At 67.1% G+C, this 22698-nt stretch carries 19 protein-coding genes; 7 read left to right on the top strand and 12 right to left on the bottom strand.

The genetic code is table 11. The features are described from left to right. The first annotated feature begins 943 nt into the window (after positions 1 to 943). The 4 genes from HNQ07_RS17810 to HNQ07_RS17795 all read left to right on the top strand — a co-directional run bounded on the left by HNQ07_RS17810 (position 944) and on the right by HNQ07_RS17795 (position 6619). Positions 944 to 1681, top strand: coding sequence for a gamma-glutamyl-gamma-aminobutyrate hydrolase family protein (locus HNQ07_RS17810; protein ID WP_184114249.1), 738 nt, complete (start codon positions 944 to 946; stop codon positions 1679 to 1681). 271 nt (positions 1682 to 1952) lie between these two features. Continuing rightward, complete coding sequence (locus tag HNQ07_RS17805) at positions 1953 to 3269, top strand: NPCBM/NEW2 domain-containing protein (protein WP_184114247.1); 1317 nt, start codon at positions 1953 to 1955, stop codon at positions 3267 to 3269. 184 nt (positions 3270 to 3453) lie between these two features. Then, positions 3454 to 4170 carry a hypothetical protein gene (locus tag HNQ07_RS17800; protein ID WP_184114245.1) on the top strand — a complete coding sequence of 239 codons (717 nt, stop codon included), beginning with the start codon at positions 3454 to 3456 and terminating at the stop codon, positions 4168 to 4170. 238 nt (positions 4171 to 4408) lie between these two features. After that, positions 4409 to 6619, top strand: a complete 2211-nt coding sequence (locus HNQ07_RS17795; protein ID WP_184114243.1) for a sensor histidine kinase — start codon at positions 4409 to 4411, stop codon at positions 6617 to 6619. 410 nt (positions 6620 to 7029) lie between these two features. Here the strand turns inward: HNQ07_RS17795 and HNQ07_RS17790 are convergent, their stop codons facing one another. After that, positions 7030 to 8007 carry a Gfo/Idh/MocA family protein gene (locus HNQ07_RS17790; protein WP_184114241.1) on the bottom strand — a complete coding sequence of 326 codons (978 nt, stop codon included), beginning with the start codon at positions 8005 to 8007 and terminating at the stop codon, positions 7030 to 7032. A gap of 202 nt (positions 8008 to 8209) precedes the next feature. Between HNQ07_RS17790 and HNQ07_RS17785 the strand changes: the two genes are divergently transcribed. After that, positions 8210 to 8641: a VOC family protein gene (locus HNQ07_RS17785; RefSeq protein WP_184114239.1), complete on the top strand. Its 432-nt coding sequence runs from the start codon at positions 8210 to 8212 to the stop codon at positions 8639 to 8641. Between the two features lie 13 nt (positions 8642 to 8654). Here HNQ07_RS17785 and HNQ07_RS17780 read toward each other — a convergent pair whose 3' ends face one another. The 7 genes from HNQ07_RS17780 to HNQ07_RS17750 all read right to left on the bottom strand — a co-directional run bounded on the left by HNQ07_RS17780 (position 8655) and on the right by HNQ07_RS17750 (position 16370). Continuing rightward, entirely contained in the window at positions 8655 to 8891 is a 237-nt protein-coding gene (locus tag HNQ07_RS17780; RefSeq protein WP_184114237.1) for a hypothetical protein, read from the bottom strand. A gap of 142 nt (positions 8892 to 9033) precedes the next feature. Next, on the bottom strand, positions 9034 to 9966 hold the full coding sequence (locus tag HNQ07_RS17775; RefSeq protein WP_184114235.1) for a Kelch repeat-containing protein: 933 nt from the start codon (positions 9964 to 9966) through the stop codon (positions 9034 to 9036). A gap of 1161 nt (positions 9967 to 11127) precedes the next feature. Next, on the bottom strand, positions 11128 to 12615 hold the full coding sequence (locus tag HNQ07_RS17770; protein WP_184114233.1) for a DHA2 family efflux MFS transporter permease subunit: 1488 nt from the start codon (positions 12613 to 12615) through the stop codon (positions 11128 to 11130). Next, the gene (locus HNQ07_RS17765; protein WP_184114230.1) at positions 12612 to 13151 is read right to left on the bottom strand and encodes a TetR/AcrR family transcriptional regulator; all 540 of its coding nucleotides are present in this window, start codon (positions 13149 to 13151) and stop codon (positions 12612 to 12614) included. The genes HNQ07_RS17770 and HNQ07_RS17765 overlap by 4 nt, the downstream gene beginning before the upstream one ends. 341 nt (positions 13152 to 13492) lie before the next feature. Further along, positions 13493 to 14395 carry a phosphotransferase gene (locus HNQ07_RS17760; RefSeq protein ID WP_184114228.1) on the bottom strand — a complete coding sequence of 301 codons (903 nt, stop codon included), beginning with the start codon at positions 14393 to 14395 and terminating at the stop codon, positions 13493 to 13495. Positions 14396 to 14572: 177 nt separating this feature from the next. Then, entirely contained in the window at positions 14573 to 15418 is an 846-nt protein-coding gene (locus HNQ07_RS17755; protein WP_221275182.1) for a phosphotransferase, read from the bottom strand. A gap of 649 nt (positions 15419 to 16067) precedes the next feature. After that, complete coding sequence (locus HNQ07_RS17750) at positions 16068 to 16370, bottom strand: hypothetical protein (protein WP_184114226.1); 303 nt, start codon at positions 16368 to 16370, stop codon at positions 16068 to 16070. Positions 16371 to 16567: 197 nt separating this feature from the next. On the opposite strand from HNQ07_RS17750, the gene HNQ07_RS17745 reads away from it, so the two are divergent. Beyond that, positions 16568 to 16771 (top strand): hypothetical protein, encoded by a 204-nt coding sequence (locus HNQ07_RS17745; RefSeq protein ID WP_184114224.1) that lies wholly within the window; start codon positions 16568 to 16570, stop codon positions 16769 to 16771. 62 nt (positions 16772 to 16833) lie between these two features. Here HNQ07_RS17745 and HNQ07_RS17740 read toward each other — a convergent pair whose 3' ends face one another. The 4 genes from HNQ07_RS17740 to HNQ07_RS17725 all read right to left on the bottom strand — a co-directional run bounded on the left by HNQ07_RS17740 (position 16834) and on the right by HNQ07_RS17725 (position 21694). Continuing rightward, positions 16834 to 18672, bottom strand: a complete 1839-nt coding sequence (locus tag HNQ07_RS17740) for a putative bifunctional diguanylate cyclase/phosphodiesterase (RefSeq protein WP_184114222.1) — start codon at positions 18670 to 18672, stop codon at positions 16834 to 16836. Positions 18673 to 18903: 231 nt separating this feature from the next. Continuing rightward, positions 18904 to 19116, bottom strand: a complete 213-nt coding sequence (locus tag HNQ07_RS17735; RefSeq protein WP_184114220.1) for a hypothetical protein — start codon at positions 19114 to 19116, stop codon at positions 18904 to 18906. A 427-nt stretch (positions 19117 to 19543) separates the two neighbouring features. Continuing rightward, the gene (locus HNQ07_RS17730; protein WP_184114218.1) at positions 19544 to 20554 is read right to left on the bottom strand and encodes an Ig-like domain-containing domain; all 1011 of its coding nucleotides are present in this window, start codon (positions 20552 to 20554) and stop codon (positions 19544 to 19546) included. A 321-nt stretch (positions 20555 to 20875) separates the two neighbouring features. Beyond that, positions 20876 to 21694 (bottom strand): N-acyl homoserine lactonase family protein, encoded by an 819-nt coding sequence (locus HNQ07_RS17725; protein ID WP_184114216.1) that lies wholly within the window; start codon positions 21692 to 21694, stop codon positions 20876 to 20878. Between the two features lie 40 nt (positions 21695 to 21734). Here HNQ07_RS17725 and HNQ07_RS17720 point away from each other — a divergent pair, with 40 nt between their 5' ends. Further along, positions 21735 to 22397 (top strand): winged helix-turn-helix domain-containing protein, encoded by a 663-nt coding sequence (locus tag HNQ07_RS17720; RefSeq protein ID WP_184114214.1) that lies wholly within the window; start codon positions 21735 to 21737, stop codon positions 22395 to 22397. Positions 22398 to 22698 lie beyond the last annotated feature (301 nt).

Raw genomic sequence — 22698 nt, 5'->3', positions numbered from 1 at the left:
GCGTAGCCGGTCCAACGCGCGAGGCTGGGCGGAAGGGGTTCCCAGGCGGGGTCGACGGTCGGGCGCCGGAGACTCGGAGTGGGAGGAGGGCGGGAAGGGTCGCGACGCTTCATGCCACAGAATAGTCCGCAAAACGTTTTTTGTCAAAACGTTTTAAAGGATAATTAAACCGAGATCGCCGCGCAGCGCGCCAGGGCCGCACATCGGCCATGGCCTCAGATCCGCCCTCCACCAGCCGGACCAGCAGCGGTTGGAGCACCTCCCCGGTTTGGGTGAACGACGCGAGCCAGGGCACCCTCGTCAAAGGCGCGCCGCTGCTGAAGCGCCGAGGAACGCCACTCGCCCTCCCGCAGCGTGCCTGCCGGCTGCGGCTGGGTGACGGACGTCATGGTCCCCAGCAGGCCCTCCAGGCTGCTCAGCCGGACCGTCCGGTTCTTCCTGCCAGTCCTTCGCGCAGCTCCGGCAAGGCCGCCATCCAGGGCGTCAGTCGCAGGGCGTTCTCATAAACCGGGCTACCGACGGGCTTCCGGGCAGGTTGCTGTCGAAGAGACCGCTACGCGGTCAGGCACCGGCTCGGCCAGCGGATTCAGGTGCGCGTTCAGGCTCTCCAGCATTTCACGGTCGCGCCCGGCACCGGCGGTCTGGATCGAGGAACCGTACGCGAATGCCAGATTCCCTCACATCAGCCAGGCTCGCCGCACCGTTTGGCTCGGCGCAGACAGTGCAACGCTGGGGAGCCTCAGACGGCATGCTCTGGCTGTCTCACCAAAGTAGACAGTGACCAGATGCCGCGGACGGAACGAACCGGCTGCCCCCGCCCGCACGGCCTGGAATCTGGCGTCACTGAGGCGCCGGGGCAGGGCAGCCGGAGTGTGACCATTCGGGCCGCTGAACAACGAGACGTTCAACGGCCCGGTTCGGACTCCTGCTCTATGCTCGGGCCATGCCCGCCCGCCCACTGATCGGCCTGAGCACCTCGCAGCCCACCGAGGCGTCTGGACTGGGCCGCCGCTTCAGCGGCACGTCTCAGACCTACGCCGAGGGTCTGGCGGCGGTCGGCGCCCTGCCCATCCTGCTTCCACCGCTTCCCGAACTGGCCGGGGACCACGCCCGCATCGTGGACGCCGTTCTTCTGACCGGGGGCGTGGACGTGCACCCCCGGCACTTCGGTGCCCACCCGGTGCGCGGCCTGGGCGAGGTGGACGAGGGCCGCGACCACTACGAGACCGAGCTGTACCGCGCGGCGCGGACGCTGGGCAAACCGGTATTCGGCATCTGCCGGGGCGTGCAGATGATCAACGTGCTGGAAGGCGGCACGTTGTGGCAGCACCTGCCGGATCACGCCCAATTCTGGGTGGACCACGCCCAGGTGGCCCGGCCACCCGCCCTGGGCCACGAGGTGACCTTCGTTCCCGGCAGCACGCTGCACACCACGCACGGCGAGCGTGCCCTGGTGAACTCGTACCACCATCAGGGGATCGACCTCCTGGCGCCCACGCTGCGCGCCGCCGCCCACGCTCCGGATGGTCTGGTCGAGGCGGTCGAGGGCGACGGTCTGGTCGCCGTGCAGTGGCACCCGGAACTGCTGTTCGCAGCCCACCCTCACGCCCTGGGCACCTTTCACGCGTTCATGGCCAAGATGCACGGTCGCAACGCCGTCCAGCCGACGCCGGCCCATTAGCCGCCACATCCAATCAGACCAGCACCTAACCCGATGCCGTGTACTGCACGGCGGCTTGAATGATGTGGCCCGGCACTCGGCGTCACGACCATGGAGAATGCCAAGTTGCGAGTCGTTCCTCCGTTCAAGCTCGATCGCCCGTCAGATTCGTCAGGAACATGGCAAAACGGTGACCGTTCGGCCAACACTGCAGGCTCACTTTAGGCATCTGGGCTGACGCCTGAGGGTCATGCTCAGGGCACAGACCAACGCGTTGTGCCAAGGAGCCGAGATGAATGCACCACACCGTCCGCTGGCCCTCCTCGCCGCCCCCTTCCTCCTCTTCGCCTGCAGTCAGCAGCCGTCACCGGCGGAAAGCGACCCGTACGCGGGTGGGGCCAGTTACCCCTGGTCGTACACCCGGCCCGACGATCAACTCACCGGCCAATCCCTGACCGCCGGCGTCAACACGCTGTACTACGAGCCCATCCTGGCCGCCACCAACGCCTGGGGACCCATCGAGATCAACCGCTCCAACGGCGAGCAGGGCGCCGGGGACGGCCGCACCCTCACCATCGGCGGCGCTCCCTACGCCAAAGGCTATGGTGTCCACGCCAACAGCGAGATGCGCTTCAGCCTCAAGGGCACAAACGCCACCTGCACCCGCTTCACGGTGGATGCTGGGGTGGACGACGAGGTGGGCTCGCTGGGCAGAGTGGTCTTCCAGGTGTACCTCGACGGCGTCAAAGCGTACGACAGCGGCCCCCAGACGGGCAGTGACCCGGCCAGGCGCGTTGACCTGAACATCACTGGAAAACAGGAACTGCGGCTGGTGGTGACCGATGGCGGGGACGGCATCAATTACGACCACGCGGACTGGGCAAACCCGCAGGTGTACTGCCAGGCCACGCAGAACCAACCCCTGACAATGACGGTGGACCCCAGTACGGTGTCGATCTACCACAAGCACACGGCGACGGTGAAGGCCACGTTCAGCGGGACGTTCAACGGCCCAGTGAACCTCAGCCTGCCGCTGGTCAGCCCGGCGACAGGCTCGAAGTTGGTGCTGAAGACGACGCAGGTCTCGCTGCCCGCGAGTGGCACGGGGACGGTGACGCGCGACGTGGTGATTGACGCGCCCGGACTGCCGGACTCGGGGTATGACACGTCTCTGCTCACCGCGAACTACCGGCTGGTGGCGAGCCAGAACGGGCAGGAGACAACCAGTGCGCCGCTCACTGTGACGGAATTGCTACTGAGGGTCGTTCCGGCCTTCACGCCGTCGACCGTGTCGGGACGCTTCGGGGAGACGCGGCGGGTAACCCTGAGCCTCACGGTGTCTCCACCCCTCGCTCAGCCGATTCCGATCGGATTATTTGCGACAACACAAGGAACGGATGAGCAATTCAAGGCGGTGCCGGTCGGCCCGGTGTATGGCGATGGCGGCACGATGAAGCAGGACTACGACATCACGTTAGATCCCAAGTACCTTGGTCAGCCATACACCCGTACGGCCTCGTATGGCGTAAATGGTGGTGATTTCCTGGGGTACCGCACGCCGTATTACGGCACCATTACGGTCGATCTGACCTGGAACGTGGTGCCGTAGCGTCGGCGTCCAACCGCCCCGCCCTGGCTGATGCCGGGAGCGGGGCGGTTCGTCGTTGGGGTCAGTGTGGTCACACCAGCGTTGGCCGGGGCCCGGAGCACCCACGATGAGCAACGACGCTCTGGCAGGGCCGAGGACGTCACGTGCGGCAGGATCGCCGGCGACCCCACAGTACAGTCCAGGCATGCGCCGTCTCTCGCTCCTGCTCGTTCCGCTGCTCCTGACGGCGTGCCCCAGGCTGCCGACCTACGACTACCCGGACCCCCCGGCCACCCTCGACTATGGCCCGCATCCGGCCTTCCTGGGCTCCGCGGTGACCATCACGGGTCCGGCGACGGAATTCGGCAAGGTGGGCGCGCCCATCTACGACGACAAGAACCCGGGCCACGCGCCCTACGGCGAGATGCTCGCGGGCCGGCGCGCCCGGGTCACCTTGCCGGCCACCCCGCCGCCAAACTGGACCACCGGGCCGGTGCGGACGCTGATCCCGAACGTCCTGCCGATCTTTATTTCGGACTTCTGCTCACTGAACACCATTACCGCCAGCGTGGACGCCACCTACGCCGTGCCGAGCTTTTCCACCGCGTCGGCGTCGTACACCGGGCAGCTCAGGGCGCAGATGAGCCCAGGCTCCCCGTACACGCGGGCCTTCCCGGCGACGATCGGCAGCAGCGCCTCGGGCTACCTGCTCACCGGGCGTCTGGTGTATGTCGATCAGGACGTCACGCTCACCGGCAAGATGGTGTGCACCTACCAGGACCCCTCGAACCAGACGCTGGAGGTCAACGTCGAGCTCAGAGCCGGGTGGAACGTGCTCCGGGAGCAGGGACAGGTGGTGGGGAGCCGGGGCGACGCCTACGCCATCACTGGGGGAGCCGCCGACTACACGGTTGAACCCTAAGCCAGTCGTGACCGACGCCAGAGCACCCCAGCCCCCGGCCAGTGCCGGCCGCGAGGGCGTCTGTTGTATCGGTCAGCAGCTGGGAGATGGCCGTCTGGACCGGTCTTTCTCGGGCAGGTGTCGCCTGCCTCGGCCAACCCGGTGTGGGCGATCACGAACCGCTGCGCTGGTTCCGCCGTCCGGGGCCGCTCTGAAGGCGGCGACTGGGTGCCCGAGACGGTACCCTGGTGGCATCCACATGACTTCCGAAACCCGCTCCCCGTTCGACCCGCTGTTCCGTGAGGGCGGTGAAGTGGGCGCCCTCATGCGTGAGCATGACTGGGCCGCCACCGCCCTCGGGCCATCCCACACCTGGCCGGAGGCGCTGCGCACCTCGGTGCGGCTCATGCTCGCGTCCAAACAGCCCATGTACCTCGCGTGGACGTCCGACCTGATCGCGCTGTACAACGACGCCTACCGCCCCATCCTGGGTGCCGACAAGCACCCGGCCGCCCTGGGTGCCCGCACGGCCGACATCTTCGGCCACGACGGCTACCCCGGCCTCAAGGCGGTGTTCGACGCCGCGCTGCGCGGGGAGAGCGCCGCGTTCGAGAACCTGCTGGTCCCCCTGGTGCGCCACGGCTACCTGGAGGAGTGCTACTTCGACGTCAGTTACACCCCGGTGTACGTGGATCAGCACGTTGAAGGCGTGTTCTCCTCCGTGACCGAGACCACCGAGCGGGTGCTCTCCGCGCGCCGCACCCGCACCCTCGCGGCCCTCACCGCCGACCTGCTCGGCGTCAACGACCCTCGGCAGGTCGTTCAGGCAGCCCAGCGTGTCGCCGAGCACAACCCCCACGACCTGCCGTGTCTGCTGCTGTATGTGCCCACCGCCGGGGGAGACCTGCACCTCGGCGGCGTGGCCGGGCTGAGCGACGAGCAGCTGGCGTTCTGGCGTCACACGCCCCACCCGTGGCCGGACGCGCGTGAGGAGCGCATCATTCCGGTGCCGCCCCTGGCCGCCGGGCCGTGGCCACAACCTGTCACGCAGCTGGCGGTCCTGCCGCTCACCCTGTCAGGAGAGGCCCGGCCGCTGGGGGTGCTCGCGGTCGGCCTCAATCCGCGCAAGCATCTCGACGACGCGTACCGGGACTTTCTGCACCTGTGCTGCGGGCAGCTCACGTCGGCCCTGCACACGGCCCGGCTCGCGGCGGACGTGCAGCGCCAGCATGCCGAGCTCGACGCGCGCAGCCGGGCCCTGGAGGCCTTCGAGGAGTGGACGCGCGACCTCACCATCGACCTGAACCCCGACGACCTGATCGGGCGGGCGCAGGCGCGGATCGGGAGCCTGATTCCGCTGGACGCCGCCGTGTACTACGAATTGGAGGGCGAGCGCTGGTTCGTGAAGCGGATGCGGGGCGAGTACGGCGATGCAGAGCTCCAGCGCGCGCACGAGGAGGGCCTGCCGCACGCCAGCACTGGAAATCTGCGCACGCCGTTAGAGACAGGTGAACCCTACTACCAGGACGTGTACGACGAGACCACCGACCACATGGCGCCCTACATGACGCACGTGACCGCCACGGCCATGGTCCCGCTGCGGACCACCCGGGGGGTGCGGGGCATCTTTGGGTTGGCGGCCTTCGGTCGCGTCGGCTGGTCGGCCGTGGACCGAGCTGTCATCGAGACCGTGGGGCGCAGCCTGAGCCTGGCGCTTGACCGGGCGGAGCAGGTGGCGGATCTGGCGCTGGAACGCGAACGGCTCGCCGGTCAGACCGCGGCGCTCGCGAGCGCCAACGAGGAACTCGAGGCGTTCGCGTACAGCGTCTCGCACGACCTGCGCACCCCGGTACGCCACATCCAGGGGTTCACCGACCTGCTGCGCAAATCCTTCGGCGCCGGCCTGGACCCCAAGGCGACCCGCCACCTCGAGGTGATCGGTGACGCGGCGGCGCGGATGAACACCCTGATCGACGCGATGCTCGACCTGTCGCGCACGTCCCGCCATCCCTTACGCGTGGGGGTGGTCGATCTCGGGGCGCTGGTGGCGTCTGTGCGTGGCGAGGTGGAGATGGACGTTCTGGACCGGCGCGTCACCTGGCACGTGCAGCCGTTGCCGCTGGTCATGGGCGATCACGCCCTGCTGCGCCAGGTGATGGTGAACCTGCTCTCCAACGCGCTGAAGTACACGCGTGGTCGGGAGGAGGCGGTGATCGAGGTGTGGGCAGAAGGGCGCCCGGACGGGTGGGCGGTGTTCGTGCGGGACAACGGCGTGGGCTTTGATCCCCGGTATCAGGACAAGCTGTTCAGCATCTTCCAGCGGCTGCACCGCGCCGAGGAATTCGAGGGCACCGGAGTGGGCCTCGCGAACGTCCGCCGGATCATCACCCGGCATGGCGGGCAGGTCTCGGCAAACGGAGCCCTGGATCAGGGGGCAACATTCGGGTTCACGCTGCCCAGCGTCCGCTGATCCCTCTGGCGTCGTGGTCTCCAGAACGGAGTGCTGATGTCGATGCAAACCAGTCAGGTTGGGGAGACCCGCAGGCTGACGGGCCGCAAACTGGCAAGCGCGGCCTCACACGGCTGATGCGTGGGCGCGTCCAGGTCATTGATCTGAAGTGGCGCTGACATACGGAGCCAGCTTTGACGTGGTCACCAGCTCGATGGGCGCGATGTTCGGGGACCTGTTCTGACGTCTGAACGTCATTGAATGGGTGGCAGGTCGCCTGAAGCGCTCTCGGAGAATCGCCACCCGGTTTGTGAAGCGGACGTGCCGCTGCAGAGTGATGGTCAGGAGCGCTGTTGTGAGTGCGTTGCGCTGAGGGGTTGCCGGCACTCCCTCGGCCCAGCACTCCCCATGCGGCCACGCCTCCTGCTTCCTTACAGTTCTACCCGTCTGCCTTCCCGCGCGGAATGCAGCAGCGCGTCCAGCACCCTGGCCTGCTGCACCGCGTCTTCCGGTGGATACAGCGCCGCTTCCTCCCCCCGCGCCACCCGCTGAAAATGGGCGGCCATCAGCGCGTAGCCGTTGCCGGGGTCGATGGCCTCCCGCTGACCGTCGCGGGTCAGGATGAACTCAGGCTCATCGCTGAAAAACGCCCGATCCAGTTCCATCACCCCGCCCGTCCCCAGCACCTGCGAGCGGCCGATCCGGCCTCCGGACAGCCAGTCAAAGCCGCAATCGATCGTGGCCAGCGCCCCACGGCCGACATGGCTGTAATCCAGGACAGCGGACATGGAAACGTCCACGCCGTCGGGCGTCCAGCGCGCCTGGGCGGTGACGGCCAGGGGTTCACCCAGCAGCATCCGGGCCTCGTTGACTGGATAACAGCCGATGTCGTAGAGCGCACCGCCCCCCAGCGCGGGATGCAGGCGAATATCTCCGGCATTGCGCACGGTGAAGCCGAAGGCCCCCCGGTAGGCCCGGACCTCACCGAGGTCACCGCCACGGACCGCGTCCAGCAGGGCGCGGTGCTGCGGCGTGAAGCGGTAGGCGAAGCCTTCGAGCAGGGTCCGCCCGCTGGCCTCGGCGACCCCGGCCAACTCGCGCGCCTCCTGGGCCGTCAGGGTCAGCGGTTTCTCGGTCAGCACATGTTTGCCGGCCCGAAGGCCGGCGGCACTCCAGGGAAGGTGCAGGGCGTTGGGAAGCGCGATGTACACCGCGTCCAGGTCGGCATCGATGACGTCCTGGTAACTGCCGGTGGCGGGGACCCGCCAGTCACTGGCGAAGGTGTGCACGCGGGCCGACTGCGGCTCCCGGGCGCCGAGCATCGTGACCTCACCTCCAGCGGCGCGGATGGCTGGAATGAAGGCCCGGGCGATGCGGGCCGCGCCAAGAATGCCCCAGCGAAAGGTCATGTCCGTACCATAGCGAGTGCGCGTTCTCCACGGCCACCGCTGCTGTCGTCACCTCAGAGCATGGAGTGAACCGGCAGCGCGCAGTGACCAGCGAACCTCCCGGTGGTTCACGGAACGGAGCAGTCCCGGCATCAGAGCCGCCGTATTCCTGTGCCGCGAGCTCGCCACTCTGGACCAGTGCGGCGCCATGTGACAATGCCCCATGCCCTCCTCGCGCGCAATGGCCCTGCTCAAGGTGGACTGCCTCCAGATTCCTGTTCCGGATCTGGACGCGGGTCTGCGCTTCTACCGCGACCAGTTGGGGCATGACCTGATCTGGCGAACGGCGAGCGCCGCAGGCTTACGACTGCCCGAGACAGACACCGAGCTGGTGCTCCAGACCCAGCGGCCGGAACTGGAGGTGAACCTTCTGGTGTCATCGGTGGACAGCGCCATTGCAACCATCGTGCAGGCGGGCGGGAGCGTCGCTGAGCCGCCCTTCGATCTTCAGGTGGGCCGCGGCGCCGTCGTGCAGGACCCCTGGGGGAACCGGCTGGTCATCCTGGACCTGAGCAAGGGCCTGCTGTCCACGGATGACCACGGCAACGTGATCGAGTCCGCAGACCCCTGGAGCCCGGCGCCGCCCTATGATTGACCGTCAGCGAGGCTCAGCAGTACGGGTCCACGATCGTCCCCACCGGAGTGATCACGTCACGGCTCGCCACCTCGCTGTTGACCTGCTTGAGCGACCGGAGCCGTGGGAAAAACTCCCCGGGCCCGACGCGCGAGCAGCTCGTGTGAACGTCGGGGTCGTACAGGAACCCGGGCCTATAGGTGAACCCAGTGATCACCGAAAGCGGCATCGCCGCCCACGACCCGAACTGTCCGTCGTCCTCCACGCCCACCGTGCTCCAGCAGCCCCAACCACGCCATCGGGAAACGGTGCAGGAAGACCTGCATCAGCGCATATCACACCTGCCACCTCCAGCGTCCATCCCCCCACACCACGCCGTGAAGCGGGATGGGCGCTACTCCGGGAGTCTTGCCTCACTTCACCGAGACGACCACCTTGACGACCGCCGGGATGCGCGAGGCGTTCTGGCCAGCGATGTACAGGTTCTGTCCATCCGAGAACAGGTTCGCTGCGCTCGGCAGGTTGCTCAGCTTGGCCGGCGCGGTGGCCCACACGTCCTTCACCAGGTCGTAGATGTACACGGTCTCACCCTGCAGGATGTACAGGTCGTCGCCGAGAACCGCGGTGTAAATGCTGTCGTACGACGCGTTGACCGTGAACGGCGTATCTGCCAGTGGCGTCCAGGTGTTGGTGCTGGTCGAGAAGGAGGCCATTTTCTTGGCGGCATTCGTGCCGCCGAGGACGTAGATTCGGTCCTTGTACACGGCCATCTGACTTCTGTTCGTGGCGTAGAGGTAATTGGGGGCGGTGAACCACGAGTTCTGAGCGATGCTGTAGTACTTGAACAGGTTGCTCGGGGTCCGCCCACCGAGATAGTAGATGTTGCCGTTGTAGTACGTCACGCCCGCTTCGCCCGCATTGTCCCTGGCGGTCGTCGGGTAATTGATGGTCGTCCAGGTGTTTGATGACGCCGTGTACTTGGTGGCGTCGTTGGCGATGTAGAAGATGTTGACGCCGTCGCTGACGAGTTTGCTGCTGTAGCCGCAGAAGCAGACGTTGGTCGAAACGGCCAGGGGCGACGAGAACGTATTGGAGGACAGGTCGTACCGGGTGAGGAACTGAGTCGTTCCCGAGTTCGATCCGTTCCCGAAGTAAATGCTGGCCCCGACCAGCACGGACATCAAGGGGTAGGTGCCGGCATCGAACGTGGTCAAGGGCAGACTCAGCTGGGTCGGGGTGAGCACGATGTCGTTCACCGTCTTCGTGGGCGTCGGTGTCGGCGTGGGAGACGAACTTCCACAGGCAGTCAGGCCCAGCAGCAACGCACCGGTAAGCAGGTTCTTCACCGCAGATCACTCCCCCTGATGTACGTGACGACGAGATGGTCACTGGCCACAGCTGGTGGGCCGCCGCCACCAGCATTACCCGTCATGGCGATCAAGACAAGGCCACAGGTGATATCAGGTCAGATTCAGCGGCACGGCCTATCGGCTGGCGTCCCACCAGTTCAAGGGCGGCATTCATTCGTGATGCGACCCGGGTGCGTGAGGGCAGTCCAATGGAACGCGTGGATTCGGTCCGGAGTGGACTGATGCCTTCGGGGCCCAGACAGAACGTGCAGCGCTGCTGAGCGCTGACGCACTACACGGAGCAGGACTTGGCCTGATCCAGTCTTCGGGCAAGGGTGATGAGAGCCCGACTCGGCCGAATCTCGCTCCTCCGGTACTGTCCAAGAAACTATACACAATTCCAGTTATGGATAGTTTCGGAAGGAGTCGCCAACGTGAGGCCGGTTCACGGACCAACTGGTCCTGACACTCTCTCCTATTCACGCCGAACCCTGCGACGCTGAAGAACTGGTCACTGACCACGGGCGAGTTCAATGACAGCGGTCGCCGAGATGCGGCGCCGTGGCTGCAACCGGGGCAATCACGGTGTCCAGCAGATGCCACCCGATCTCCTCACACCGGCCGGGCGCACGCACCGCGACCACACCTATATATAAGGTGGGCACCTCACATGGTGTCAGCCCAACCTGGGCGTCCAGGTTTGGCGGTTTAACCAGCTGTGGCCCGATCCTAAGACTCAAGACAGCGCTGACGTCGTCGCCGCGCGTCAGTTCTTGCTGCGCCCGCAGACCCTGTCGGTTTGCCTGGGCTTCATGCTGGACTCCCGTGTCGACCAAGTGGACCTCCGCCACGGGGACCCCAGCCTGCACGCTCTCAGCGGTCAGTGGGTCGAGTGGGGTGACGCACCCTTCAGCGCGAGCCCACATCCGCGAGCAGCGCGCGTCGTCTTCCCAGGACTGCGGCTGCTCGCGGCGCAGGTATGCGTTGGCGGCTTCAGGGCGAGGCCAAACGGCAGGCCGGCACCAGATCCGGCAGCTCGAACGGCCTCGTCAGCCGTAGACGCCAACGTGCTCGGGACGCTTCAAGACATCAAGGTCGCCCTCGGACGCGATCCGTTCAACGATGACGATGCTCAAAGTTCCACGCCCGGGTATGTGCTCATCTCGCCGTCCGATTCAACTGGGTGAAGGCCAGCACCGCGCCGAGAAGCGCCAGGACCGCTCCGATCCCCAGCGTGACGTCCACGCCCGTGAGGAAGGCACTTCGCGCCCGCTCCAGGAGAGCGCCGCCATCCGCTCCGGCCGTCGCGGCCACGGATTGCGCCTGGGCAAAACTTTCCCGCGCGGCCCGCCACGCTGCCGGCAGATCCCGGAGGGCGCTGGTGTATCCGGCACCCAGGGCACTGCCCAGCACCGCAACACCGAGGACGTTCCCCAGTTCGACGGCCGTCTCGTTCACGCTGGACGCACTCCCCGCGTGCTCGGCCGGGGCCGCAGACAGCACCGCCGCCGTTGCGGCGGTGTAAGCCAGGCCAATCCCGGCCGCCACGAGGCTCACCACGAGCGCCACGGGCAGGTAGCCCACGGCTGGCGTCAGCATGGTGAACAGAACGAGCCCCAGGGCGGTGAGCCCCAGCCCGCCGGTGACCACAGCCCGTGTCCCCAAGCGCGTCGTCAGTGGCCCAGCCAGGACGCTGGCGATCAGTACCGTCACCGCCAGCGGCAGGGTCGCCGCGCCCGCCTGGAAGGGCGTGTAGTTCAGCACGTACTGGAAGTACTGCGTGAGGATCAGCGCGAAGCCGGCCATGGCGATGAACGCGACCGCCACAGCCACGCTGCCGCCCCGGAAGGCGGGCCGGGTGAAGAGCCGAAGGTCCAGCATCGGGTGCGGGGTCCGGCGTTCCCAGCCCACGAACGCCAGCAGGAGCGCGAGGCCGCCGAGCACGACGGCGAGGGTGGCAGGGCTGGTCCAGCCCCACTTGGGTCCTTCGATGATGCCCAACACGACCCCACCGATGCCGCAAAGAGACAGCAGGGTGCCCACCACGTCAACGGGCGTGCGTCGGCGGGCCTGGGTGACCGGGATCAGGACGGGGGCCGCCAGGAGGCCAAGAACAACGATCGGCACGTTGACGAGAAAAATTGCCCCCCAGGACGCGTGTTCCAGGAGGTAACCGCCCAGGAGGGGGCCGGCGGCGACCCCCACGCTGCTGGTGGCGCCCCAGAGGCCAATGGCGAGGGGGCGCTCACGGTCGTCGAAGAGGTGCTTGATGAGGCCCAGGGTGCCGGGCATGATCAGCGCTCCACCCACCCCCATCGCGGCGCGCGCCGCGATCAGGAGCGCGGCATTCGGCGCGAATGCGCCGGCCAGTGACGCGAGCCCGAAGAGGCCCAGGCCCCACAGCAGGGCGGCGCGGATGCCGAGCCGGTCCGTCAGGGCGCCGCCGGTGAGCAGCAGGGCGGCAAACATCAGGGAGTACGCTTCGACCATCCACAGGGTGGTGCTGGCGCTGGTGCCAAACACGCGGGCCAGGGTGGGCAGCGCCACATTGAGAATGAGGTTGTCCAGCGTCACGACGAACAGGGCGAGGCAGGCAACCGCGAGCGCCCACCAGCGGCCAGGGTGTCCGGCCTCAGCAGGGGTCATGGCCGGCTCCCCAGCCCCTCGATAAAGGTCAAGCGCAGGACGCGCGGGGCGTCCAGCCGGGCCAGGTGGCCGGCGTGGACGGCGTTCCACGTGGCCCAGAGGAGCATGCCGTAGGTTTCGAGGTACCACGCGGCGGGCACGTCGGCGCGCAACGTGCCGTCATCCCGCGCACGGGTCAGGAGGGCGTGGAGGGAGGCTTCCAGTGCGGCGCCGCGGGGCTGGAGGTCGGGGTCCCGGTCGAGGGTGGGTTCGGTGAGGAGAAAGTGGTAGCGGTGGCCGAGGGGAAGGAGTGCAAGGGTCACCCGGTCCAGGGCCTCGAGCGCCGGGCCCTCGTCGGGCTGGGCGGCGTGGAGGGCTCGTTCGGTGAGCGTGAGGGCCTCCTCGGCAATGGCGTGGATCAGGGCGTCGCGGGTGGGGTAGTGGCGGTGGAGGGTGGCCCGGCCAATACCGAGAGTGCTGGCGAGGCCAGCTTGGGTGAGGGTACGGTCGTGGTTGAGGGCCTGGGTGGCATCGTTCAGCAGGTCGGGGGTCGCCATAGTCTCTCCTGAGACAATATTGTCTCATATGAGACTGTGTAGTTTCAACAGGCCAGGCATTCAGCAGCGATGACCATTGCCCCCTGGCTCGCCGTTCCATACGCACGCCGCGCTGAGGAGACCAGCCGACGACCCGACCGTCCCACCTGGACCGGGCTCAGTCCGACTGGGAGGTCGCACCCCGCGCCCCGGTGGGCGGCTTGAACCCAGAGACGCCGCTGTGGTCCCCGTGTCCTGGAGGCTTCTCCCGGGTTCGCTGGACTGGCCTCCTCAGCGGATACGCTCCCAATACTCAGGGTCAGGGACGGTATCAAGCGTCGGGACGGCGCTCCGAAGCCGGCTCACGTCCGGGACACCCAGGTCAACGCCTGCTGGCCCGCCTGAACGTACTCGCGGCGCTCGTGTGCGAGGCCGTAAGCAACGTCACCCACCGCCCGGCACGCCGCGAACCAGTGCGCCCGCCGAAGGCACGCGTCATCCACGGGTCCGTACCTGGGGAGGGCAGCCTGCAGCAGGGCCTCCCCACCCCAGTGCAGCAGGCCAGCCAGGTCACGGGCTGGGTCCCCCACCGCGGCGTCACTCCAGTCGATCACCCCCGTCGGTCGACCCCGATCGTCGGTCAGGACATGCTCAGCGGCAAAGTCACCGTGGATGACGCAGCGAACGCCGTGCGCAGGAGCAGGGGGAGTGCGCAGGTAGTGTTCCCAGTGGCTCCTGGCCGCTTCAGCAAGTCCGCCGCCGGTGATGGACACGGACAGGTCATCGACCGCTGACCGGGCCCACTCCTCCAGCAGAGGGTCGTCGTCGTCCGGAAGCCCCAGCGCGCGGGCATCGTCGACCCCCGCGCCGTGCACCTGCTTCAGGAACGTCCCCAGTGTGGACGCTCCTGCGAGGACCTGGTCGTTCTGGAGTGGAGCGAGCAGTGCCGGAACGCCGGGAAGCAGCGGGTACCCGGCAACCGTCACACGGGCGTTCAGTCGCGCGTCACCGAGCACGGTGGAAGCGGGAACAGCGAGGGAGAGCTGCGGCGCGAGCCACGCCAGCAGTCTGGCTTCCGTGTGGACGGCGGCAGCCGCCTCACCCCGCCGTGCCACGCGGACGACGTACTGGCCGCCCACGTCCAGGGCAAGGTGGTCGCTGCCTTCACCCAGAAGGGTGATGTCAAGGTGGCCGAACTGGGGGAGCGCCGCGCGGATGACGGTGACGGCGCTCGCGAAGTCGACATCGCTCGGCAGCGGGATCACACGGTCAGCGTACCGCTCGGAGGGCTGAGCCAGTCGGCCGGTGGTCAGGGACCCCACTACGCTGTGATGGAGTTCGGGTGCAACCGGTCCAGCGTCCCACGACATGCGACGTCACTGTGCTAAGCCAGCCGAACATGTACGCAATGAGGTGCGCGGCGCGCTCGCTGACTGACCAGCTCACCCACCGGCAAGTGCGGCCGCGTGTTCTTCAGTCCATCTGATGTTTCCAGCCAGTTCGTCCACCGCCCCTCGCCGGTCCATCTCCACTTCCCACTCGGAGCCCTCAGTGACGAGTCGGCGGACGTGATCCAACAAGCCCTGCATTCGCTCGATGCCCGCCTGAATCACATCCACGCCCGACTCGAGCCCATACGCATCGAGCAGCAACCGGAACCGACGGGCCTTCTCGGCCACGCCGGTCGGCAGCCCGGCAAGCTGACACACCGCATCCGGCCAGAACGGCACCCACACGCAGGCAATGAGCCCAAGGTCGCATGCACGCGGACCCGGTGCGGCCGTATCCCAGTCGATGAACGCGACTGGGACGCCGTCCCGAAAGACCGTGTTCCACGGGAACACCTCGTTGTGGCAGATCGTCTCGACTGGCTGGCGGGTCTCAAGCAACCATGTCCTTCCCTCCCACGGGAAGTTCGCTGCGGCATCGTGGTATGACCGGATGAGCTTGCCGAGGTGGACGAGCACGTCGTCGTGCCAGACATGGTGTGGGAGGTCACCCCCTCCGAGCTGACCGGGCCGGAGCGGTGCGGCGACCTCACCCTCGACAAACGACAGGATCTCCCGCCCCTGATCGTCAAATCCCAGGGCACGAGGAGCGCCGCTGAACCCGGCCTGCCCTATATGCGTCAGCAGATCGAACACGGACACGGAGATAGCCCGGTCCCGGCTCAGGCGCCGGACGGTCTGGCCTATCCGCACAACCTTCGAGTGAGAACCACCGCTGAGGGCAATTTCAAGGTCATCCAACGCCTCTTCTCCTGTTGACGGGTAGATCAGCTGACCCACCACACCCATCCACCGTACACCGAGGTCAGTGGGGCGCGGCGGCTGGCACGACCCCCTGGCGCCGCACGGTGTCAGGTCAGTGGTGCGGGTCCGCGCCCCTGCGGAACTGGCCCAGGCCTTCTCCGGACTCCACCTGCACGTCCTTCCCTGTCAGCACCTGGCGGGGCCGGACAGGCGGGTTGACCTGCCGCAGCGCCGCTCACGGGAACCTGGGCGGACGGGCGATCACGGCTACAGTTGCAACCCTGACGAGCGACCCCACAGCCGCCGCGTTGGCGTGCGGGTCGCGTGGCGAGAAGTGGCGGCGTCCAGCAGCACCGGGGCCAGATACAGCTCGGGCGGCAGGTCCACGCAGGGCGCGCCCAGCAGGAGGGCAACCAGCGTGCCCCACCACCGGGAGGGTGGGATAGGAAATGTCCGGCTGCTGGGCGACCGTCGGTTGCGTGGCCGCGCCCGGGCGGGGCGGTGGTTCGTCGGCTTCGTACGCTCAGGTGGAGCGGACCGGCCTGGACAGCGTGCGGTTGAACCGCCGGAACGTCACCTGCGCCCGCCTCCGCCCAACTAGCCTTCAGATGCCGTACATAACCGCCTGGGCGGCGAGAACGAGCGGGCGGTGGTGGATTGACGGAAAGGACGGAGCGCCCTCAATTCAAGCCAGAGCGGTGTGGGGGGCGGTGCCTGTGACAGGGGCCGGCTCGACATTGTCTCGCCCGACCGTCCGCTCGAGATCATCGAAGATGACCCGCTCAGCCACCGACAGCGTGACGTCGTTCATGCTGACCACAACGGAGCCCTTGAGGTAGAGCGCGGCGGGCGAGTGGGGTTTGAGGAAGCTGATCTTCGCCAGGGACACGACGAATGTCCGACCCCACAGGGTGAACTGAACCGTGTGCATGGTGCCGGGCACCCAACGTAAGGTGACCGAAACCGGACGACGCGTGGGACTGGGCATACACCCTCCAGAGGGAAAAAACAGGGCACCACATCCGTTGTAGTGAGTCTGCTCAGCGTACTCCCGCCTGATGTGGCCTGGGTGTGCATCTCCTGTCGGACGTCTGCTGGGACCTCCGGCCCCCCCGCGCTGCACCGGAGCGGCCAAGTGTCGAGGAACAGCCGGTGGTGGTTTCGAGGGCGCGGTACGCTTGAGGGATGACCCACCCCCGCAAGCTGGATCAGATCGGCATCACCCTGGTCGATGCCACCATCTCCGCCGTCCACATCCGGAAAGGTGATCAGAAGCCGGCTGAACACAGCGTGACCGAGATCATCGGATATCCCGGCACCTACCGGCTCGGCAAGACGTACTTTGACGATCAGGGACGGCGCTGCGTGAAGGTCACGCGCCTGCACTGAGCCTGCACACAGCCGATCGACCGCCCCGCTCCCGGCATCAGCCAAGGCAGGGCGGTGTGGCTTCAGGTGCAGGCCACCGCGGCCACAGGTCCGCTCTGTGGTCGGCCGATCTCCCGGTCATCACCCGAACCCGGCCACTCCAGGGGCGCTGGGCGGCCGAACAGATATCCCTGCAGGTAGGTGCATCCCACCTCACGCAACAGTTCGGCCTGCACGCTGGTTTCCACGCCCTCGGCCACCGTCGGCAGTCCGTAGGCGTCGGCCACCATCACCATGCCCCGCAGCGCCTTGAAGGCGCGCGCTCCCGCCGGGCCACGCGCTTCAAGCGGGGCGATAAAACTCCGGTCGATCTTGAGCAGCTGAATCGGCAGGCTCGCCAGGGCCGTCAGGCTGCTGTAGCCGGTGCCAAAATCGTCGAGCGCCACAGCGACGCCCAGCTGCGCAATGTCTTCCAGGACGGTGGTCAACCGGTGTGGATCCAGCAGAGTGCTTTCCGTCAACTCCAGGACGAGGCTGTGGGGATGGATGCCCGTGTCGGCCAGCACGCGGGCGAGCGCCGGGACGTAGTCCGGCTGCTGAAGCTCAAGGCCACTGACATTGATCGATACGCGTTTGAGGACGCCGCGCCGCACCGCGTCGGCGGCCTTGCCCAACACCCACCGGCCAATTGGGACGATCAGCCCGGCCGTTTCCGCCAGGGCGATGAAGTCCGTGGGCGGGACCAGCCCGGACGGCCGCCTCCAGCGCAGCAGCGCTTCATGGCCCACGACCGACGTCGTGCCCGCGTCGACGACGGGCTGAAAGTGGAGTTCAAGTTCCCCGCGGGGGATGGCGTGATGAAGCGCTGCGAGCAGTTCCACATCCTGAACGGGCAGGTCATCGAGCTGCGCGTTGAACACCGCGTATCCGCCGCCGGTGCGCTTGGCCCGGTACATGGCCTGATCCGCGTGCCTGAGCAGCGTGGCGACGTCATGCGTCGCCGGTTCACCACCGCTCAGCCCCAGGCTGCACGGCACGTACACCTCATGCCCTTCCAGAACGAACGGCTCCTGAAATGCCCGGCAGATGCGCTCAGCGACGCGTTCCGCGTCACCTGCTGCCGTGACATCGGCGAGCAGCACCGTGAACTCGTCACCGCCCATGCGGGCCACAATGTCGCCCGTGGACGTCACGTGCCTGAGACGCTCGGCGGCCAGTTGCAGGAGGTGATCTCCCGCGGCGTGACCGAGCGTGTCGTTCACCAGCTTGAACCGGTCGAGGTCCAGCAGTCCAAGCACCAGGCGCTCGCCGGCGTGCTGGGCATGGGTCAACGCCTGGCCGAGCAGTTGCCGGAACTGGAGTCGGTTGGGCAGGCCTGTCAGACTGTCGTGCAGGGCCAGGCGGCCGAGACGATCTGTGGCCTGGCGCAGCGCGAGTTCGTCCATGACGAGCGTCGCGAGCAACGTGAGGGCCCGTTCGTCCTTGTGGCCGAAGTCCCGTGGTCGGGTGTCGAGGACACAGAGCGCGCCGACCTTGAAGCCGTCGGGAGTGACGAGCGGCGCTCCTGCGTAGAACCGGGCCTGTTCGGTGCCGAGTGCGCCTACGTGGTCTCGGGTGCGCGGATCACAGGCAGCATCCTGGATCACCAGGACGTTGTCCTGGGCAATGGTGTGGGTGCAGTAGGACTCGTTTCGTGGCACCTCGGGGTGTGCCATACCGTAGGCGGCTTTCACCCATTGACGCTTGTGGTCCAGAAAAGTGATCAGGGCGCCAGGCGTATCGAAGTACTGCGCGGCCAGTTCAACGATCCGGTCGAATTGAGGTTCGGGCACAGAATCGAGGATGTCGAGCCTGTCCAGGGCGTCCAGCCGCAACGCTTCGCCCGCCGGGATGGTCGTCGGCCTGCTCTGGCGGAGAGTCATACGGTCAAGGTAAGCAGCGCCTGTCACAGGGCTCTAACGTTAAACTCATAATAGGTACGGACCACTGTCCGCCGTTCAGGACAGCAGCGAGATGACCGAGGGTTACCGTCCTGACCGCGATATACGGGACGGTGTAGGGTGTCCAGAACGGCCTGACAGCGAGCGTTGAGGTTTGGTGGCTTGCGGTCGAGCGGCGAGGCACTTGAATGGCTGAACTGCAGCAGCTGCCAGTCAGCGCACGCGGTACAGGCCCGGCTCAGCACGCAGGACGTCCAGGTGCCCGTACCGTGTCAGGAACGCGGCGGCATCTCGGGTGACCGGCAGACCATCGCCTGCGCCGACGTGAGGTGCGGGCTCATCGATGAGCTGTGCGATTACGTGATCGCTCAGCTCCGTTCCCAGCGCCAGACCGAGGACGATGCGGAGCGCGGTAGCCTTGATCATGCTCCCAGTCACACGGCCGCTGTGTGAAGCCGGCCTGTGCCCTGCGCGTGAATTCCTGACATTCAAAGCATGAATGGCGAACAGATGAACATCATCCGGTCAGCGTAAGCACTTCCTCACCTTGTCAGCGCGCGCCTGCACCACACCAAGGGGAGTCATACCAGGTGGGGCGCGAACCTCACGTCGTCCATGTGTCACCGCCTTGACGGAGGTCAAGCACCCCTGAGCGCTTGACCCGGCTGTGGGCTGTTGAGAACAGCGCGACGGTCTGAAGCCCGGCGACCTGTCGGCGACGTCCGGCCGGTGCTCGAGGTGCTGTGGCACCGAGATGGAGCTTCAGGGCGGAGTGACGATGTCACGGAGAGGATCCGGTCCTAAGAGAACGGAATGAACGCGGGTCGAGCACCCATATTTGCCCGCGCAACGGTCATGGAGCCAGGTAATGGATCTCCAGACCAGGAGCACGGGCCGCGTCCTCGGCCGTGGCGAACTCGGCGAAGCCGTAATTGCCCTCAGGCTGATCCTTCGGGAACCGCAGACGGAACTGGGCCCGGTTCCCCCGGTCGGCCCGGTTGGCGAGGTCGTTACGAATCTGGGCCAGCACATCCGCACTTCGCCGGGTGTAGGTGGCGTCGGTCGAGAAGGAGGAGGTGACCAGATCCAGCGCCGGGGTGCCGAAATCCGACGTGGTGAGCTGAGCGCCGTAGTTCACGTGTTCGAGAATCAGATGTTCGGCCGCCGTGCTCATATTGGCGTAGGCGGTCGCCGGATACACGTTGACCTGCTCCAGGCTCAGCGTGGCGGCCGAGATGTCGTCCGGAGCAACGCTGAGTGGCACCCCAGACAGATCGAAACTGTAGAACGCCCGCACTGAGACCGTGGCGCTTCCAACGTCCGGCAGCATGTCCGTCATGCCTCCGGTCCGGGCTGGGCTGAATCCGACCACGTTGTTCGAATACGCCGCCTCGTGACCGGAGGTGTACCCGTCCAGGGCGGCCTGGCTGCCCAGCGTGGCCGTGAAGCGCCGGGCCGTCTTGAAACTGGCCTCGGTCTCGTTCAGGGTCTTCCCGGACTGGCCAGCGGCGCTCGCCCCCACCAGGAACGCGTAGGTGATCGGGGCGGCGGTGCCGTCGGCGTACTTGAGGTCGGTCTTCGGGTCGATCGTGACCTTCGTGCTGTTGGCGTTCCACACGAACGTGACCTGCTCACGGCGCAGGCCCTCCGAGAACGACACGTACGCCGCTTCGACGGAGGCGCGGTTCATGGACTGGCTGAAACTCAGCTCGATGTTCGTGTCGTTGTGCACGCCCACCGCCCCGTCGGCGGGACTGATGGCCAGAAGTTCCGGCGCGCCGCTTGTGGGGCCGGACGTTCCTCCACCACACGCGCTCAGAGTGAGGCCCAGGAGCAGCAGTGCCGGCGTGCGACCTTCGTTCATCGTGATCACTCCTCGCAAGAGGCGTCATGCCTCGACGACGTATGCGACCTCTGACGCGTGCTGCGGGCCCCTCCTGTCCGGTTCTTCAGCCCCCGGGCAGGAAAGCGTCTCAGCCCCGTCTCCCCTGCTCCACCTTATACCTGCAGGCACCAGTGGACAGCCACAGGGTTCCGTGCCGCTGGCGTGCAGGTCAAGGCGCCGAGATTTGAAAGTGGGCATCCTCACCGTGCCCGCATGAGGTCTTGCACTCGGGTTCGTTCGGCGCCCATCGGACGCTCGTGCAGCGCTGCGCTCACCCCACTGCCCCTCACCGGTACCCACTCATTGCGGAACCACAGTCTTTCCCAGGAGGCGCGCCGCCGAGTCGGGGTCGTGGGTCGGCAGATACACGAGTGGGCGCTCGTGGGCAAGGACCCGGATCCGGGCCAGCGTGGCCCGGGCCTGCCCCTCATCCGGACTGACGCCGTCCACCTGCCCAGTCAACAGCGCATCCTGCGTGTATGACGCGTCGCCCGCCAGCAGGATATCCACGTCGCCGCGCACGACCACCGAGACGTGGTGTGGTGTGTGGCCGGGCGTCGGTATGGCCAGTACATCCCCAGCCTGCGTGATCGGCGCGGTGCGGTCGAACGGACCGAAACGCGCGTCTGTCCACGTCAAGGCGTGCGGACGAAACGCTGGGCCCCACTGGCCCGGCAGGTAGCCCTGAAGCCTCCCGGCAAGGCCGTGAGCCGCGCGCAGTTCGCCTTCATGCACGAGCGTCGGTCGTCCCGCCAGGTGCGGCAGGCCTGCGCCGTGATCCATGTGCAGGTGCGTGAGAACGACGTTCGCCACATCGCGCGCCTCGATACCGAGGGCGCGCAGGTGCGGTCCGAGTTCGTCCTGAGGCCCGACCTGGAAGCGCACGTCGAAGCGGTGGTAGGGGTGCCAGGACCTCAGGTGCGCGTCGCCCGAGGCCGAGCCGGTGTCAACGACGATGACGCCCTCGGGGTGCTCGATGACCCATGCGAGGGTCGGCAGCCACTCCGTCCAGGTGGGATCGAGAAAGGGGCGCACCCTTCGGGCGAGCCCGTGTCCCACCCCGAGTTGTTGGGAACGCTTGATCTGCACGAAGCCGGTACGGACGGCGTGGATACGCATAGCTGACCTCCGCCCTGAGCTTCGCGCTAGCCTACTTCCAATGCCTCACTATGATGGAAGTAGCGGGCTTTTTCAGGTGCACGACGCGCGACAGGCTGAGTTGCTCTTCGACGAGCGGACGCGGCGCCTGCTGGCTCCATTCGTAGGGCACGACCGGACGGCGAGCCAGGTGGCCGCGCTCCTGGGGACGCCCCTCAACTCACTGCTGCGCGGCGTGCGTCTCCTGCTCGACGCTGGCCTGCTCACCGTAACCCGCGAGGAGAAACGGGCCGGGCGACCTGTTCGGCACTACCGGGCGGTGGCCGAACGCTTCGCCCTGCCCTACGCGCTCACGCCCGCTGAGACGCCCGAAGCGCTGCTGGCCGCAGAGCACGCCGGGCCGGAGGCGCGGCTGCGCCAGGGTCTGGTAGGAGCGGGCCTGGAACTCGTGCGGCAGCAGCAGGGCGTCGTGGGCGTCCATGCCGTGATGGATGGGCCGCGGCTCGTGCTCAGGAACGCCGTGGGTCCGGACGCGCCCTGGAACTTCCTCGACCCGGCCGCACCGGCGATGGTGGACTACTGGCTGGAAGACCTGCGGCTCGATTTCGAGGAGGCCAAAGCCCTGCAGGCCGAGTTGTGCGAGCTGTTCGCGCGCTACCGACGCCGGACGGGCCAACAGGCGTACACGCTGCGTCTGGCGCTGGCCCCGCAAGCGCCCACGTAGCGACGTGCGTATCGCTGTCCACCTGGAGGGTCGCGCTGAACGACAGGTGAGAACCGCTGGGAGTCGACCTCCCGCCTGCTGTGGCAGGGTGCCGTGTGGGCGCAGCGACGGTACGCGCAGCGTCCGGGCCGGCTCTGGGCAGTGCTGCGCCTGGCTGCAGTCTGGGGCGTGGGCTTGGTGTTGCGGTATGGCACGCCTCCGGCGGCGCGCGTCCTTGACGGCACGTCGGTGATGAAGCGCTGGCCATACTGAAGGACCGCCCCCCCGTCACCGACATCCGCCACGGCGCGGCCAGGTGAAG

It is taken from the genome of Deinococcus metalli (genome assembly GCF_014201805.1).
Classification (GTDB): domain Bacteria; phylum Deinococcota; class Deinococci; order Deinococcales; family Deinococcaceae; genus Deinococcus; species Deinococcus metalli.
Note: the sequence above shows the minus strand (reverse complement) of the source record. Positions and strands in the feature narration are given on the sequence as shown.